General features: G+C 53.9%; 13 protein-coding genes, 1 pseudogene and 1 riboswitch. Of the genes and pseudogenes, 9 read left to right on the top strand and 5 right to left on the bottom strand.

Features of this window, described 5'->3' with window-relative positions:
- Positions 1–387 precede the first annotated feature (387 nt).
- Entirely contained in the window at positions 388–1,530 is a 1,143-nt protein-coding gene (locus CPT76_RS28655; protein ID WP_105445304.1) for a transglutaminase domain-containing protein, read from the top strand.
- A gap of 817 nt (positions 1,531–2,347) precedes the next feature.
- On the opposite strand, the gene CPT76_RS28640 is transcribed toward CPT76_RS28655, so the two are convergent.
- Both CPT76_RS28640 and CPT76_RS28635 read right to left on the bottom strand, forming a co-directional pair.
- A complete protein-coding gene (locus tag CPT76_RS28640) occupies positions 2,348–3,805 on the bottom strand; it encodes an amino acid permease (RefSeq protein WP_105445301.1) in 1,458 nt (485 codons plus the stop codon).
- Between the two features lie 130 nt (positions 3,806–3,935).
- Positions 3,936–4,142, bottom strand: a riboswitch (Lysine riboswitch).
- A gap of 130 nt (positions 4,143–4,272) precedes the next feature.
- Positions 4,273–5,409: a virulence factor gene (locus CPT76_RS28635; RefSeq protein WP_105445300.1), complete on the bottom strand. Its 1,137-nt coding sequence runs from the start codon at positions 5,407–5,409 to the stop codon at positions 4,273–4,275.
- A gap of 440 nt (positions 5,410–5,849) precedes the next feature.
- Between CPT76_RS28635 and CPT76_RS28630 the strand changes: the two genes are divergently transcribed.
- Positions 5,850–6,833: an MBL fold metallo-hydrolase gene (locus CPT76_RS28630; RefSeq protein WP_105445299.1), complete on the top strand. Its 984-nt coding sequence runs from the start codon at positions 5,850–5,852 to the stop codon at positions 6,831–6,833.
- Positions 6,834–7,222: 389 nt separating this feature from the next.
- Entirely contained in the window at positions 7,223–8,848 is a 1,626-nt protein-coding gene (locus CPT76_RS28625; RefSeq protein ID WP_076176130.1) for an ABC-F family ATP-binding cassette domain-containing protein, read from the top strand.
- 85 nt (positions 8,849–8,933) lie between these two features.
- On the opposite strand, the gene CPT76_RS28620 is transcribed toward CPT76_RS28625, so the two are convergent.
- Positions 8,934–9,119 carry a hypothetical protein gene (locus CPT76_RS28620; protein ID WP_105445298.1) on the bottom strand — a complete coding sequence of 62 codons (186 nt, stop codon included), beginning with the start codon at positions 9,117–9,119 and terminating at the stop codon, positions 8,934–8,936.
- A 185-nt stretch (positions 9,120–9,304) separates the two neighbouring features.
- Here CPT76_RS28620 and CPT76_RS28615 point away from each other — a divergent pair, with 185 nt between their 5' ends.
- From CPT76_RS28615 to CPT76_RS28605, 3 genes are all read left to right on the top strand, one after another.
- Positions 9,305–10,183 carry a cation diffusion facilitator family transporter gene (locus CPT76_RS28615; RefSeq protein WP_105445297.1) on the top strand — a complete coding sequence of 293 codons (879 nt, stop codon included), beginning with the start codon at positions 9,305–9,307 and terminating at the stop codon, positions 10,181–10,183.
- A 292-nt stretch (positions 10,184–10,475) separates the two neighbouring features.
- Complete coding sequence (locus CPT76_RS28610; protein WP_181153105.1) at positions 10,476–12,323, top strand: Ig-like domain-containing protein; 1,848 nt, start codon at positions 10,476–10,478, stop codon at positions 12,321–12,323.
- Positions 12,324–12,615: 292 nt separating this feature from the next.
- Entirely contained in the window at positions 12,616–13,449 is an 834-nt protein-coding gene (locus CPT76_RS28605) for a C40 family peptidase (protein WP_105445295.1), read from the top strand.
- Positions 13,450–13,626: 177 nt separating this feature from the next.
- Here CPT76_RS28605 and CPT76_RS28600 read toward each other — a convergent pair whose 3' ends face one another.
- Entirely contained in the window at positions 13,627–14,013 is a 387-nt protein-coding gene (locus CPT76_RS28600) for a hypothetical protein (protein ID WP_105445294.1), read from the bottom strand.
- Positions 14,014–14,265: 252 nt separating this feature from the next.
- Between CPT76_RS28600 and CPT76_RS28595 the strand changes: the two genes are divergently transcribed.
- Entirely contained in the window at positions 14,266–14,838 is a 573-nt protein-coding gene (locus tag CPT76_RS28595; RefSeq protein ID WP_105445293.1) for a hypothetical protein, read from the top strand.
- Between the two features lie 136 nt (positions 14,839–14,974).
- On the opposite strand, the gene CPT76_RS28590 is transcribed toward CPT76_RS28595, so the two are convergent.
- Positions 14,975–15,139: a DUF1328 domain-containing protein gene (locus tag CPT76_RS28590; protein WP_076176112.1), complete on the bottom strand. Its 165-nt coding sequence runs from the start codon at positions 15,137–15,139 to the stop codon at positions 14,975–14,977.
- 245 nt (positions 15,140–15,384) lie between these two features.
- On the opposite strand from CPT76_RS28590, the gene CPT76_RS28585 reads away from it, so the two are divergent.
- Entirely contained in the window at positions 15,385–15,888 is a 504-nt protein-coding gene (locus tag CPT76_RS28585; protein WP_105445292.1) for a DUF948 domain-containing protein, read from the top strand.
- 48 nt (positions 15,889–15,936) lie between these two features.
- A pseudogene (locus tag CPT76_RS37950) lies at positions 15,937–16,193 on the top strand (hypothetical protein); the annotation flags it as partial.

The raw sequence follows: 16,193 nt of genomic DNA, 5'->3' as shown, positions 1-16,193 counted from the left end.
GCGCAGTCGGGATCGGCAGCTCGCTGCTGCCGAAGGCGGAGCTGGAGTCGGGAAATGTCGAGGCCGTCCGGGAACGGGCCGCGGCATTTGTGCAGGCGGCTGCCCGAACAGAAACGGACAAGTAATGGAGCGGCAAGAGGTGCTTTAAGCCAGCAGGAGGCAGCAGATGTACTGCATAGAATCGTTCGTTAGCCGGCCACAATCCGCCACAGATGGCCGTTCACAAAGCAGCATACAAGCGGTTGTGTCATAACTTGCCCATAGCTGGAATAGAGTCATTTGGAAGGGCCATTTTCATGTACGGGTGGGCTCGTTCGGCCATGGGATGACAGAAGCAAAGCGGTAAAGGTGTGGACCGGCATGATGGTCAGGAAGGGAGGGGGCCATATGATTGTAAAGCGCTTCTCGCTCGTCTCGGTGCTGCTCTTTGGAACGGTGGTTGCCGCGGCCGTTTCCCCGAGCATTGATTGGCAAAGGGTATATGCGGCCGCAACCTCTCCGGCGAATGTGGTCACGACCGTGGACGGGATTCAGGCGAAGCTGCTGGCCGCCATGAATCAGCGCCTGGAGAAGATTCAGTTTGTGTACCAGGGCAAGACGTCAGCCCTCAAGAGCCAGCTGAAGAGCGCCCTCGAACAGGCGCTGGAGAGCGATCCCTACATCAATTACACGATCGAAAGCTATGGCTACTCCTACAGCGGCAGCTCGAAATCGGCCACGGTGAGTGTGCAGCTCCGCTACCGGGAAACGGCCGCACAGACGGCTTACGTCGACCAGCGGGTGAAGGCGGTACTCGGCAGCCTGATCCGGCCTGGCATGAACGATCATGAGAAGATCAAGGCGATCCATGACTGGGTGATACTCCATTTGAAATACGATATGACCCTTCAGAAATACACCGCTTATGATGGGCTCAGCTCGGGCAGCACGGTCTGCCAGGGGTACTCGCTGCTTACGTACAAGATGCTGAAGGAAGCCGGAATTCCGAATAAAATTGTGGAAGGCACCGCCGCTCCGAGGGATACGGGCGTGAGTCAGCTGCATGCCTGGAATCTGGTGCTTCTTGACGGCAAATGGTACCACTTGGACACGACCTGGGATGATCCCGCTCCGGACAAGGCCGGCGAGGTCGGTACGGGCTATTACCTGCGCACGGACGCGCAGATGAGGAAGGACCATGCATGGACCAAAACCTATCCTGCTGCCGTGACCTTGTATCGCGACACGCTGTCCGGCCTGATCCGGCAGGGGGGAAGCCATCTGGCGTTTTACCAGAAGCTGCAGGAACAGCTTGAGTACCAGCTGTATGATCCGGCGCAGATCGTATCGACATCCGCCCAGCTCAGCGCCAAGGCCAAACCGGTAGTCGCCGCGGGAGGGAACTCGCTGCTCTTCCGGTTCCACGGGAACAAGGAGCAGCTGCTCGGCGCCCTGCAGGATTTGTACCGGCTCGGGGTGAGCTCGATCTCATACACGCAAAGCCCGCTGGATGAGACGGAGGATTTGAGAATTTATGTCACTTGGAAATAGGCAAAGCGTGTATTGGCGGGCAAAAGGCCGTCGGAGCAGCAGAAATCCCCCTCACTGCTAAGCCCAGGAGCTTGGCAGGAGGGTTTTTTTTGGCCATCTGGTATTTGGAATACAATCATGAATGATCCAAAATGGTTTGCACTTTGACTTTTAAAGGATTTGGTGAATTATGACTAGGCAGAGAATAAAATTCACCATAATAACAGGTATTGTTATCATGGGAATCGTGTTTTTACTTGGAATCTTTTACTCGGAAAATATTCCCTCCGGGATTCTTTTGCGTGCTGGAATCACAAAAACAATGTGGCCATATCTGCGGATAGTTTTAGTTTTCGTCATTATTTTATAACGGATAAAGGGGAACCTGCTGGAATAATGACCTTGCAAAGGAACGGGAAACTGTGGTCGAAGTATTATTATTCGAAAGATGTTTCGATTTCTAAGAGCTCGCCTAATATTTCTTTATTAAAAAGTTTCCAACCTATATATAAAGATTACACCGGTAAAGTAATACCCGTATGGGGCGGATCCGTAAGTGATTACAAAGATGAATACCAATCTGTGAAGTTCAGTATTGACGGAAACATTAAAGAACCCACCTCTTCGATTAGGAAGGGCGGCAAGATCTACTTTTTTTACATAGATCCTGATCTGTCGATGGATGAGAGTATTGAAGTTTTACCCCAGTAATGGTCCCCAAAATAGCCTGATTCTTACTTAGCGCTTCTGCCGACCTCCACTAAGGTCATTGCCTCGAAAGCCATCAGCACATAAAAAAGGAGACTCACATTTTCATCTGTGAGTCTCCTTTTTTACGTTACCGCAGGTCGTGGCTGGTCAGGTCGCATTGCTCCAGCGGGGTCAGCTTGGTCTTCTTTTTCCACTTGTAGCCGAACCATACGGCCAGGAACAGCGGAATGCTGACGTACGTCACGAGAATGCCGTACCAGTCGATTTTGCTGCCGGTAAACGCTCCGGTATTTTGCCCCAGGATCGCGATGATGCACAAGATAAAGGCAAAGATCGGTCCGAACGGGAACCAGCGCGCCCGGTAGGGCAGCTCGTCCAGGGAATGTCCCTGGGCGAGGAAAGCCCGCCGGAAACGGTAATGGCAGACGGCGATGCCGAGCCAGTTAATAAAGCCGCACATGCCGGAGGCGTTCAGCAGCCAGTTGTACACGACCCCGTCGCCGAACAGGGAGGCCAGGAACGCCAGCATACCGATCGCCGTGGTGATCAAGAGCGCGTACACGGGAACGCCGCGGCTGTTCAGCCGGCTCAAAAATTTAGGTGCCAGGCCATCCTTGGCCATGGCATACAGCACTCGGGTGGAGGCGTACATGCCGGAGTTGCCCGCCGACAGCACGGAGCTCAGAATGACCGCGTTCATGACGGACGCCGCAAAGGCCAGACCCGCCTTTTGGAATACGAGGGTGAACGGGCTGACGCCGATATTGTTCAGATCGGTCTTCAGCAGGTTCGGATTCGTATAAGGAATCAGGAAGCCGATGACGATGATCGCCAAAATGTAGAAGATCAGGATCCGCCAAAATACCTGCTTGATGGCGCGCGGCACGTTTTGGCGAGGATTTTCGCTCTCCCCTGCGGCCACCCCGATCAGTTCGGTTCCTTGGAAGGAGAAGCCCGCCGCCATAAAGACGCCGACGAAAGCAAAAAATCCGCCATGGAAGGAGCTGCCGCCCAGGTTGAAGTTCTCGAAGCCGACCGGCTTGCCCCCCATGATCCCGAAGATCATCAGAATGCCGATAATCAGGAAAATAATGACGACTGCGATTTTAATAATGGCAAACCAGTATTCGGATTCGCCGTAGCCCTTGGCCGATAAAATATTCAGGGCAAACATGATGGCTAGAAACAACAGACTCCATAAAAAGGAGGGGGAGTCCGGAAACCAATATTTGATAATGACGGTCGCCGCGGACAGCTCGGCCGCGATTGTGATCGCCCAGTTGTACCAGAAGTTCCAGCCGACGGCAAATCCGAAGGCCGGGCTGACGAAGCGGGTGCCGTAGGTGCTGAACGAGCCGGAATCCGGCATGTAGGTAGCCATTTCCCCCAGGCTCGTCATCAGAAAATATACCATCAGGCCGACGGCGGCATAGGCCAGAATCGCTCCGCCCGGTCCGGAGGAGGAGATGGCGCTGCCGCTTGCCAGAAAGAGCCCGGTGCCGATAGAGCCGCCGAGGGCGATCATCGTCATGTGCCGGGATTTCAGGCTCTGTTTGAGTGCCGTTGCCGGTGTTTTTAAACGCATAAAAAGAAATCATCCCTTCAAATATGAATATGACTTCATGGAGTGGAAGGGGAACAACCAAAAGGGACCCCAGGTATGAAGTACCCGCGGTCCCGATAAATGACGCTATGGCTTCCGCACCCGTGCTTCCATGAAAGATAGCTCATCACGGCGTTTTCATCTTCCTGCAGGAGGAAGGAACACCGCGACAGTTCTGTCCCTTTCGGAGAACAGACCCAGCATGCCAACCGTAGAGCGGGTTCGCACACTTCGGCGGAAGGCGCCCTTCACTGTCGTCACCGGCGGCTCTTACGCCTCGGAACAGCTACTCATCGCTTCCGCAACCTCTACCTCACCTTGGACGGATGAGGTTATCTTTTACATATTTCCTTGTATTGATGTATTGAACACGTAACATAGTAACGTATTACGCCGGGAAAAGGCAATGGTTAAAGCTGGAACTCCGGAAGAGCCGTTCCCTGCAGCCTTCAGGAGCGGCTCCGCTTGGCCATTTGCTGCCATACGGTGCCTGCGGCCTGCTCGCCGGATTCGATGCGTTCCAAGGCCATCCGCGCCTGCAGGCTCACTTCGAACTCGGGATCGTTCACCGCCTCTTCCAGGGCATCGCGCGCTTCTTCCGTCCCCACTTCGTACAGGAAGCGGGCGGCGCGCCAGCGGACGATCTTGCTGCTGTCCTTCAGCGTCGCCTGCATCGCCGGCGTGGCCGCCGGGTCGCCGATGTCGGACAGCGTGTCGCCCGCCGTCCGGCGAACGGTCGGCGAGCTGTCCTTCAGCGCCTCGTACAGCAGCTCCATCGCTTCCGGCGTGCGCAGATCGCCGAGGTAGACGACCGCCAGGCGGCGGGTCTGCATCTTCTCGTCATGCAGCGCCTGACGGATGACCGGCAGCCGCTCCTCGGTCGGCTGCATGCCGTCCAGGGCGGCATAGCGAACCTTCCAGTCGGCGCTCTGCATCGCCTCGGCGAGCTCGGCGTCGCTCAGCTCGCGCCGCTCCTCCTCAAACTCGCTCTCGCTGGCGCCATGGGCGATCGCCTGCTCGATGACCTGCTTCAGCCGATCCTCGGGAAACGCTGCTTCAAGCTCCTGCTCGACCTCACCGGCGATATCCTCCAGCTCCCCGTAGCGGACGCCGTAATCCTTCAGCTTGCGCTCCTTGATCATCGTCGCCGCGGTGACTTCCATTACGGCTTTCGTGAAGCGGTCGGACAGCGCCCGGCGAACCTCCTGAGTGCCCGATTTCACGCGGATCTGCATCGGGATGCCCCGGAAAAACTGCACGAACACTTCTGCCTCGCCGTAGTGGCTGCCGGCTTCCGCGTCTTCTTCCGTGAACTGGCTTGTCAGGCCCTCCTGGCCGAACCGCTCCTGCACTTCGCCGAGGATGGCGGACCAGTCCGCGCTGCCCTGGCGTTCCAAGGCGACAAAGTCAAGGGTATGGAACACGCTCTTGACCCCTTGGATATGCAGCATCTCCCGGATCCATGCCGGGGCGGAGCGTTCATTGTCAAGCGTATATGTTTTGCGGATACCGGGCTCCAAACTCTCATCCAGGTGCAGCTTCATAGAGTTCGGACTCGGCGTTGGCTCGATAAATTTGATCTTCACAAATAAAGACCTCCTTCTTCTTCAATAACTTTTACTATTGAAAAAAATGATACAACTCATTCCTATATAGATGAATCCATCTATCTAAACTACAGTTTACCTCACTTTGCCCCCAAACATAAACCTTTTGCCGCGGATAGAAAACGGATGGAAGGACGACAATGACTAAGAGGTTACCAAGCTGCATAGAAGGAGCTGTACTGCCGCGTGATATTCACCATTTATTTCGCGCCGATGCTGATTGTCGTCCTGACTATGATGCTTTTGGCGCTGTACGTCATTCATTACTCCGACCTGCATGACGAATAATTCATAGACTAAGCGGCAAGCGAGCTTGCGAAAGAGCGATACATTCGAGCGTCAGCTCTTGTGGTACACAGGGTTTCGGATCGGGTAAAAATGGAATAAACAGCGATTACACCCGGGAAGGAGGGGGACTCTTGCCGAAGATCCGTTACAATAACATGGATAATGTCAGTACGGATAAAACGTTGAAGCAGTTCAGACAGTGGCGCCAGGAGCGGCGGCAGAAGAAAAAGGACTACAGCTTCCAAATCCCGAATATGCCGCCGGATCTGGAGTATCTGCACGGCAACCGACAGGATACGTCGATTACCTGGATCGGTCACTCCACTTTTTTCATCCAGTATGAGGGCCTCAACATTTTGACGGACCCGGTCTGGGCCAAAAGAATGGGCTTTGAGCGGCGCCTCGGTGCGCCCGGCCTCCTGATCGAAGATGTGCCGCCGGTGGACATTATTCTCATATCGCACTCCCACTATGACCATATGCACATGGCTTCCATCCGGAAGCTGTACCGGGCGGGCACGACGCTGATCGTTCCGGTCGGTCTCCGCGCGAAGATGGTCCGCAGAGGGTTCCACAATTGCCGGGAGCTGAAGTGGTGGGAGCATGTAGTCATCGGCCAGGTGAAGATCAGCTTCGTCCCGACGCAGCACTGGACGCGCCGCACGCCGTTTGACACCAACACCTCGCACTGGGGCGGCTTTGTGCTGGAGCCGCATGAGACAGGGGAAGCCGGTAACGCCGGAGCGGAAGACGGTACCAGGATGCTGCCGCCCAACGTCTATTTCGCGGGGGACAGCGGGTATTTTGCCGGCTTCAAAGAGATTGGCAGGCGCTTCAACCTGCACGTGGCGCTGATGCCGATCGGGGCGTATGAGCCCGAGTGGTTTATGACGTCGCAGCACGTCAATCCTGAAGAGGCGCTGCAGGCTTTTCTGGATGTGGGGGCCGATATGATGATCCCGATGCATTACGGTACGTTCCGTCTGGCCGACGATACGGCCCGGGAGGCGCTGGACCGGATGGAGGCAGAGCGGGTCCGGCTCGGTCTGAGTAAGGAGCGGATTAAAGTGATGCATTACGGGGAGACGCTGACGATCCACCCGGAGCGGAGGTAGTTCCGGATGCCGCATCAGAATTGGATACATCAATGAATCCAATCCATACGAAACACCGGAAAGGCCGCCGGGCGGCTTCTTTCCGGTGTTTTTGCATAGACCCTTACACTATGGTGAATTCGAGCGGTTTGGACAACGCCCTCCATCCTTCCATTTTGGGTCCTTTTGATTATCTCTTAGCGCGAGCGGGAATAGAAATAGATAAAAACGACTATATTGATAGAGATAGGCAATGATAGGACAAACGTCCGGGTAGGGAAGGAATACCCGGGCTCGGCCGAATCCGTGGGCTATACTTTGTTCCTTCTATTATGAAATGGGCTTCGAACGCACGTTGATTTATGCTATAATGTGCTGAAGCCTACTAGCGAAAGGAATGGTAATACTTCATGATCAGTACAAGCGGCGTGACACTCCGTTACGGAAAACGCGCACTTTTTGAAGATGTAAATATAAAATTTACGCCAGGCAACTGCTACGGTTTGATCGGCGCCAACGGAGCCGGCAAATCGACGTTCCTCAAGATCCTCTCCGGCGAAATCGAGCCGAACCAGGGCGAGGTTCACATGACACCGGGCGAACGCCTTGCGGTGCTGAAGCAGAACCATTTTGAATACGACGAGTATCCGGTTTTGGAAACCGTCATCATGGGTCACAGCCGTCTGTATACCATTATGAAGGAAAAGGATGCGCTGTATGCGAAAGCGGACTTTTCCGAGGAAGACGGACTTCGTGCGGGTGAGCTTGAAGGCGAATTCGCCGAACTGAACGGATGGGACGCCGAGCCTGACGCGGCCGCGCTCCTGATCGGCCTTGGCATTCCGCGCGAGCTGCACGACAAGAAGATGGTGGAGCTCTCCGGCAACGAGAAGGTCCGCGTCCTGCTGGCGCAGGCCCTGTTCGGCCGTCCGAACAATCTGCTGCTCGACGAGCCTACCAACCATTTGGACCTCGAATCGATTCAGTGGCTCGAGAACTTCCTGATGGACTACGAAGGCACTGTCATCGTCGTATCCCACGACCGTCACTTCCTGAACAAGGTATGTACGCATATCGCGGATATCGATTTCGGCAAAATCCAGCTGTACGTGGGTAACTATGACTTCTGGTACGAATCCAGTAAATTGGCGCTGGAGCTCCAGCGCGAGTCCAACAAGAAGAAGGAAGAGAAGATCAAGGAGCTGCAGGCATTTATTCAGCGGTTCTCCGCGAATGCTTCCAAATCCAAGCAGGCGACTTCCCGGAAGAAGCAGCTGGATAAAATTACGCTGGACGATATCCGGCCTTCCAACCGGAAATATCCGTTCCTTCATTTCAAGCCGGAGCGTGAAGCAGGCAAGCAATTGCTGACGGTAGACCGCCTCACGAAGACCGTTGAAGGCGAGAAGGTACTGGATGAGCTGAGCTTCGTCGTAAACAAAGGCGACAAGATCGCTTTTGTCGGCCCGAACGGACTGCCGAAGTCGATGCTGTTCGAAGTGCTGATGGGCAAGGCGGAGCCGGACGCGGGCGAGTTCTCCTGGGGCGTTACGACGACACAGGCATACTTCCCGAAAGACAACTCCGAATATTTTGACGGGGTGGACCTGAACCTGGTGGAATGGCTTCGCCAATTCTCCAAGGATCAGGACGAGACGTTCCTGCGCGGCTTCCTGGGCCGGATGCTGTTCTCCGGCGAAGAAGCGCTGAAGAAGGCGAGCGTTCTCTCCGGGGGAGAGAAGGTGCGCTGTATGCTGGCCAAGATGATGCTGAACGGCGCGAACGTGCTGCTCCTCGACGAGCCGACGAACCACTTGGACCTCGAGTCCATCACCGCGCTGAACAACGGGCTGATCGACTTCGACGGAACGATCCTGTTCACGTCGCATGACCATCAGTTCATTCAGACGATCGCCAACCGGATCATCGAAATTACGCCGAACGGCATCATTGACAAAGTCATGACATACGACGAGTATCTGGAAAACGATGAAATCAAGGCGCTGCGTGAGCAGATGTATCCGCAGGAAGTTTAACGCTTCAAGCCATGAAAAAAAAGCTACCATTCCCTTAAGCGGGGGTGGCAGCTTTTTTGTTTTGTCCGTAAAGCCCGTGGCTTGTTTAGGACCCGCCGGTGCGGCGGCGCTGATTGTTGGGCTTTTTCGTGTTTTGGCTCTTCATCGTGTGCGGGGCATTGCTTTGGAAGCCGCCGGGCTTACCGCCCTTGTTCTGCTGCTTCTTTTGCTCTAGCTTCGCGCGGATGGCGTCGGCCAAATTGACCTTTTTGGCGTCCTGATTATCCGTCATGGGTAGGGTTCCTCCCTTTGGTGTTGTGTCCTTATTCTAGCTGTTTTTGCGGCTCCCCACAAGAGATGGGAGAGACAAAACCTCTTGAACATAAGCAACTATGTTTCTCTAGACCCACACGACTTTCGTTTGCTAGGATAAAAAAGTGCCTTTGGGCATGAAACGGTGAAAAGGGGCCAACGAACTTGGATCATATCTATGAAGATATCCGAAAAGGGGAACGCGGCGCCTGGATCAGCATCGCGGCGTATTTGATCCTCTCCGCGGGCAAGCTGGTCGGCGGTTACTTCTTTGCGTCCAGCGCCCTGCTTGCAGACGGGTTTAACAATCTGACCGATATCGTGGCATCGGCCGCCGTGCTGATCGGCCTGCGGATATCGCAGAAACCGCCGGACTCAGACCATCCGTACGGTCATTTCCGGGCGGAGACGATAGCATCGCTGATCGCTTCGTTTATTATGGGCATGGTCGGGATACAGGTGCTGGTGGAGGCGGTCAAATCCCTGTTTATGGGCAAAGAAGCCTCGCCGGATTTATGGTCGGCCGGCGTGGCGGCTGTCTGCGCTGTATGCATGCTGTTCGTCTATTTATATAATAGAAAGCTGGCCAAGGAGATTAAGAGCCAGGCCTTGATGGCGGCCGCCAAAGACAATCTGTCCGACGCGCTGGTCAGTATCGGGGCGGCGGTCGGGATTGTCGGGGCACAGTTCGGCCTGCCATGGCTGGATGTGGTGGCGGCGTTTGCCGTAGGTCTGCTGATCTGCAAGACGGCCTGGGATATTTTCCGCGATTCCACCTACCGCTTGACTGACGGGTTCGATCAGGAGGAACTCCGCGATCTGCGGGGCACCATTGCCAAAACCCCCGGCGTTGAAGGCATCAACGATGTGAAGGCCAGGGTTCACGGCAATCATGTCCTGGTCGATGTCGTCATCGTGGTTGATCCCACCCTCAGCCTGATCGAAGGGCATGCCATCAGCGACAAGATCGAAGAGCGGATGAAGAGAATTCATAATATTATGAACGTCCACGTCCATGTGGAGCCTCGGGAGAAAAGCTTGTGAAGGCCGGTTGTTTTGAAAAGCTCCCCGTGTACTTGATAAGCTTCAGCTAACAGCCACAATGCATAAGCATCGTGGCTGTTTTTGCGTCCGCCCGCTGCCTTTCGGAGAAATGGTCTCAGCTATGGGTCTGACGAAGCGTGAAAACACAAACTGGAAAACGGTTCCAACGTAGCAGGTAATTATGAGGTTTGTGGGATATCCAGTTGGAGAAATTCAATGAATAATGACATAGATGGAGGGATTTTACAAATTCCTGCGTCAAATCATGCTTACGATGGAAAGGGGTAAGGCTGTGAACAGAACGTTGTGGCGATTGTGGACTGCTTGCACTGCCGGATTGCTGGTGATGGTTGGGATGTGGCCCGGATTCAGCCTCGCGGCTGCCGAACCGACGCGGTCGGCGATTGAATGGTCCAAGGATTACGGAAGCCAGTCCAGCGGAGAGGGGGTCATCCCTACATCAGACGGTGGCTATCTAGCCTTGGGCGATATCTATGACTCGTATCAAAAGGCCTATGTCGTAAAGCTGGATGGAGAAGGGCAGGTGGAATGGGAGCAGAAGCTGGCTTATTATGACTGGGGGTCCAGTACGGCATACCGGGCCATTGAGACAAAGGACGGGGGTTACCTGATCGTGGGGAACACAGCTGAAGAGTTCGAGCCGATTCGGCAGCTGTTCCTGATCAGGCTGGATGCATCGGGGAATGTGGTGTGGCAGAAGGTCCAGGATGTACAGGGGTATGATCAAAACCCGAAAGCCATCGTCGAGACGGAGGACGGCAGCTTTTTGGTCGCCGGAAGCGGGATCGTCCACTGGGTTGCTTATGACAGAGCTTATATCGCCAAGATCGATCAAAATGGGAATACGCTGTGGTACAACCAGTACAGTTTTTCGGGAAGTGACTATTTAACCGATCTGATTCCCGCGAGCGACGGGGGTTACATCGCTGTCGGCCACGCAGGTATGGTGGAATATGAATCGAGAGAACATGATGCGATGCTGGTGATGAAGATCGATGATCAAGGCAAAGAGGTGTGGTCGAAGCAAACGGTCGAGCCGCGCAGCGGCTGGACAGCCTACTCGGTCATTCCGGCCGAGGACGGGGGCTATATGATCTTGAGCCGTAAATCCGTTAACGGCAACGGCGTGCCGGTACTTACCAAGACGGATCTGACCGGACAGGTGCAATGGGAGAAGACATATCCGGATGGTGCCAATTCCCAGAATTTCAATCGTCTGATCCGGACGGAAGAGGGCTACGCGATGCTGGGAGAACATGTTACATACTTGGACTGGAGCTCAGAGTGGAAGCATCAATACGGCGTCTTAAGCGTTGATCGGAACGGAGAGTTTGTCAGCAGGGAATTGTTCAAGGGACCTCCGATCTACTGGGTCGGTACCGCATCGGGAACTCGGGACGGAGGTTATATATTCCCGGGAACCGTGCAGCGGGGAGACAGCGCGAAATTTCAGCTGATGAAGCTCACGCCGCCGGCGGACCAGCCGCCTGTTGAGCGAACGATGACAGGCATCGCATTTTTGGAAAAGGAAAAGAAACTGAAAACAGGTTCAAGCGTCTCCACTGTGCTGCAAGCGGTTTATGACGACGGAACCAGAAGCGATTTGTCCAACGCCGCAGTCTACGTTTCGGGGGACGCTGCGATTGCCGAGGTCGACGCATTAGGCCGAATCACGGGAAGGGAGCCAGGGGACACCTATATGGAAGCATCTTACGAGGGCTACACAGCAAGATTGAACGTAACTGTACTGCCGGAAGATACGGGCGAGTATGATCCCCTGAACGGCTATCTCGAGCTGGATTCGTCCCAATACTCGCTTTCGGAAGGTTCGACGCTGGATATCAAGGTTTTTTTGTATGACTATTCGACACAGACGAGATCGGATATTACCAAGCAGGTTCAATTCAGCAGCAGTCATCCGGACGTCGCCGAAGTGGACGGGGAAGGAAATCTGATCGGTCATAAGCCGGGCTTGACCCAGATCTCTGCCCAATATAAGGGAGGCAGAACGATGGCCACGGTCCAGGTCGTCCGCGCTGCTGCTCCAATCGGAAATGACCTTCCGGATCAAGGCGGGACGGATAGCGGGAAGGATCTGAAGGATTCTGCAGAGGAATGATCGTGTAAAGTTCCGTCTGGTGGAAACATGGATGAACAAGGCTGGCTCTGAACAGGGCCGGCTTTGTTCTACTTTTTGGGCGCTGCAGGTATTTCCTTAATGTTCCCTGATTTCCAGGGACCAGGCGTATTTAAGACCATAGACCTGTTTTATACCAACATTTGGAGTGTTTATTTGTGTAAAAAGGGCCATGCGGTTTCTCGATCCTCCTGCCTATAATGAGAGCAAGCGCTAAGCGGGCCGGCGTTCCCCGGTTTCTACAAGCGACTCAGACATCTCAAGGAGGAATGAAATGATTAACATCAAGAAAAGCTTACTCGGATGCCTGCTATTATCCGCTGCCATTTCTGCAGCCGTCATCATCCCGACCGGACATGAGGCTCAAGCGGCGTCGGCATCCAGCCAGGTTCAGGCACAGGGCCAGGTCGGCGTTATCCAGACTTCGGTGAATCTTCGGGACAAGCCTTCCCTGTCCAGCAACGTGCTCGGTTATGTAAAAAAAGGAGAGACCGTGCAGATTTTGGAGAAAAGCACGGCTTATTATTATAAAGTGAAAACTTCGTCGGGCAAAATTGGCTACGTCAGCACCCGCGAAAAATACATAGCCGTTAAGGGCACCGGTTCGGCATCCCAGCCGAGTACCGGATCCTCTGAAGCGGCACCACCTGTCTCCGCGGAAAATGCGAATGCCATGATCGAAAAGGTGATCCAGACCGGCATGAAGTATCTGGGAACCCCTTACGAGTTTGGTTCCAACCGGAATACGACGGCCACGTTCGACTGTTCGGATTTTACCCGCCAAATCTTCAAAGAGGCTGCAGGCGTTGTGCTTCCGGCAGATTCCAGACAGCAGGGCTCCTGGGTGAAGGAAAACAGCGGAGCCGTATACAGCACGGACCAGCTGAAGCGGGGAGATCTCGTGTTCTTTATGAGTTACCGCGGATCCAGCGCTTCCGCCTATCAAGGCGTTGATAAGTCCAGCCAGCGGATTACCCATGTGGCGGTGTATTTGGGCGATGGCAAGCTGCTGCATACCTACTCCAATCAAGCCGGCGGCGTTACGGTATCGGATTTCAGCAACTCTTGGAAGCTGAGATTTCTGTACGGTGGCAGCGTTCTGAAATAAAAGCCGTGTAAAATACAAAGGACCGGAGAATTCTCCGGTCCTTTGTTGTCCCCCCACAAAAGCTTCGCTGTACGGGAGGTTTGATGATATTCTATGTAGAAGGAACTAAATGACGCCGACACCCGTTAGTAAACTCCTTAGTTCTTTCTAGTACTGGCATGTTGCTTTTAGGATGTCTTATTTTACGAGAATCCAAGCCGTTCCGAGCCACGTGTAAACTTCCACCCACTCGCCGAGAAGCGATCCAACGCGGTTGCCCGTAGTGTTCACCACTTGCGGAGCAAGGACGCTTGCGACTTTACCGCCGGGTTCAAAGTAAAACGGTGTATTTACCGTCAGGATGAGAGGCACCGTAGGCGTTGTTACTTCTTCTCCTGCCGAGATGATCGGCTCAGGTACCAGCTTGGTAGGTTCGGCAACGGTCTCCGACGAGCCTGTGACCGAAGTCGTGGTGGACGGAGTGCTGTTCGTTGTGGACGTTGTGGATGCGCTGTCCGCGAACGCTGCGGTTCCCATGGAAGCCATTAATCCGAGTGCTGCTGCAATAGTGATGATTTTTTTCATAGACTTTGTTCCTCCTTGGAATAGTATGCTTCTACACTATCCAAATAACCCTCTTACAGACAATTGAACCAAGTTATCTAGTAGATCGTAGAAAAAAAGATTGTTTTAGTTTACCATAAATATGGTAGAAGCGTCAGGGAGGATGGTACCAAAAATCCCGGCTGCCTGCTTTTGAAGTAGGCCAAAAATAAAACTTTAGAAATGCGCCGAATGGTGGAGTATATTTGCCTTTTCGGCAGAAAGGGGGCGGACATGCGCCTGGGGAAGTTTTTGTTTCGGTTCATGATAACGATCATCGTCGTGGTCATTATCGCCGCCGGCGTGCTGATCTGGTACATCGCTCCGGACCGCAAGCTGAATTTGAACTATACGGATCTGAATATCCAGGATAAAGCGATGCAGATGCTGAAGACGAAGAAACCGGAAATTACGCTGAACAACGAGGAATTGAATGAGCTGGCCAAGAAAGAGCTCATCAAGCACATGGGTGATATGCCCCCGCAGGTGACCGTTACCGGAGCCGAGTTCCAGTTCCATGGGCAGGAGGTTACGGCGGATATTAACGGCAAGTGGGAGTTTATCCCTTTTGGTGCCGAGCTGACCTTCACGATGGATGCCGACGGCAGCGTCATTGTGCTGAAGCATGAATCCACGAGGATCAAGTCGATCCGCGTCCCGGCGGAGACCTGGGGGCTAGGCACCCTTTCCGTGCCGCTCAAGGAGCACTTGCCGGACATCCTTAGAGTGGACGATGTTCAGTTCTTGGATGACGGCGTCAAGCTGACGTTCAAGCTGAACTGGCTGGATCTGCCGTCGCTCTTTTAATGAAACAAAAGATTGCGGGCATTAAAAAAACCAAGCGCCTTCTATCCGAAGGACCGCTTGGTTTTTTTGCTCATTCTAACCTTTTTCTTATCTCTTTGGGCTTGTTCGTCTTCTCGTACCAGCTGCCCTTATACCGTTAAGGCGTTCGGCTGCGGCCGGTAAACAGGGAGATGATAAAGAGAACCAGGAAAATGAAGAACAGCACCTTGGCAATCGTAGCCGCCGCAGATACGATTCCGAAGAATCCGAAGATTCCGGCGACGATCGCAATAATTAAGAAGATAATCGACCATTTCAACATCTTGCTCACCTTTCTTTCTTGTAGAGTTTGGGCGATAAATGACCGGACATACGCCGATAAACCAGCGGGTCCCGTTCACCCTCGTAGTCATACTTAACCGGGCCCGAGAGGAATGAAACAAGCCCTGCCTTTGGTAAAAAACGGCGCTGTTTCGTCATTTGGGCGATAGGGTAACTAACGCTTAAGCGAGCCTTATAGGAAGCATGTAAGGCGTCTTGAAGAGACAAGAAAGAGAGGTTATGCACATGATTATGTCGCTTAGTGTCGCGTTAATCGCGGTCGCTTTTGCGGTCCTGGTCGTTTATCTCATTAAAACGCTGCTGGCCGCGAAAAGTTCGCTCGAGAAGACGACGCAAACCCTGCAGGAGGTTCAGCAGACGATCGACGAACTCAGCTATGAGATCAAGCAAATTGTCCGGCACGCCAACGATATTACGGCGGATGTCGAGCATAAGATGAAACAGATTGATCCGGTCATGAATTCGGTAAAAAATTTGGGTGAAGTGCTCAGCGAGTTAACCCTGGCTGCGAAACAGGCTTCCACAACCTTGATTCACAAGTTCAAGCAGCCTAAGCACCAGATAGAGTCCCGTCCGCGGCACATGCTTGCCTCCGCGTCGACGCCGGAAGAGCGCACGATTGAGTCTTATTCGGCTGTATATGAAACGGGAGCAAAGGCCAAGCCTGCGGCTAACGTGGTAAAGTGGATCGACACCGCCGCGACGGTCTGGCAGAGACTGCGCCGGTAGGACCTATGGCTCAGGCTGGATCCATTGACAACAGAAAGGATGAGAATCATGTTGAAAATGATTACGCTGCTGCTTGGAATGCTGTCACCCTTGTCCTTCGTGTCCGCTGCCCAGCCTGACCCGGGCCATACGGCGAATGCCCAGACTGTCCGGCAGGCCGTCCAGCAAACCCCTGATCGCTTTACCGCGTTTGATACGATGAACGGGGTTTCCCTGAACGATACCAAGCAGGAGGTCCTCGCCCACAAGGGCAAGCCGCTGAAAGTGACGCCCGATCCGTTCACCGGCTGCTCGGCTTACGTCTA

It is taken from the genome of Paenibacillus sp. AR247, from assembly GCF_002968895.1.
GTDB lineage: Bacteria > Bacillota > Bacilli > Paenibacillales > Paenibacillaceae > Paenibacillus_AQ > Paenibacillus_AQ favisporus.
Note: the sequence above shows the minus strand (reverse complement) of the source record. Positions and strands in the feature narration are given on the sequence as shown.

Bases quoted from the DNA above. Each gene is read 5' to 3' on its own strand.
- CPT76_RS28600 (WP_105445294.1), bottom strand. From the start codon at position 14,013: ATGAAAAAAATCATCACTATTGCAGCAGCACTCGGATTAATGGCTTCC.
- CPT76_RS28605 (WP_105445295.1), top strand. From the start codon at position 12,616: ATGATTAACATCAAGAAAAGCTTACTCGGATGCCTGCTATTATCCGCT.
- CPT76_RS28585 (WP_105445292.1), top strand. From the start codon at position 15,385: ATGATTATGTCGCTTAGTGTCGCGTTAATCGCGGTCGCTTTTGCGGTC.
- CPT76_RS28590 (WP_076176112.1), bottom strand. From the start codon at position 15,139: ATGTTGAAATGGTCGATTATCTTCTTAATTATTGCGATCGTCGCCGGA.
- CPT76_RS28640 (WP_105445301.1), bottom strand. From the start codon at position 3,805: ATGCGTTTAAAAACACCGGCAACGGCACTCAAACAGAGCCTGAAATCC.
- CPT76_RS28595 (WP_105445293.1), top strand. From the start codon at position 14,266: ATGCGCCTGGGGAAGTTTTTGTTTCGGTTCATGATAACGATCATCGTC.
- CPT76_RS28655 (WP_105445304.1), top strand. From the start codon at position 388: ATGATTGTAAAGCGCTTCTCGCTCGTCTCGGTGCTGCTCTTTGGAACG.
- CPT76_RS28625 (WP_076176130.1), top strand. From the start codon at position 7,223: ATGATCAGTACAAGCGGCGTGACACTCCGTTACGGAAAACGCGCACTT.
- CPT76_RS28620 (WP_105445298.1), bottom strand. From the start codon at position 9,119: ATGACGGATAATCAGGACGCCAAAAAGGTCAATTTGGCCGACGCCATC.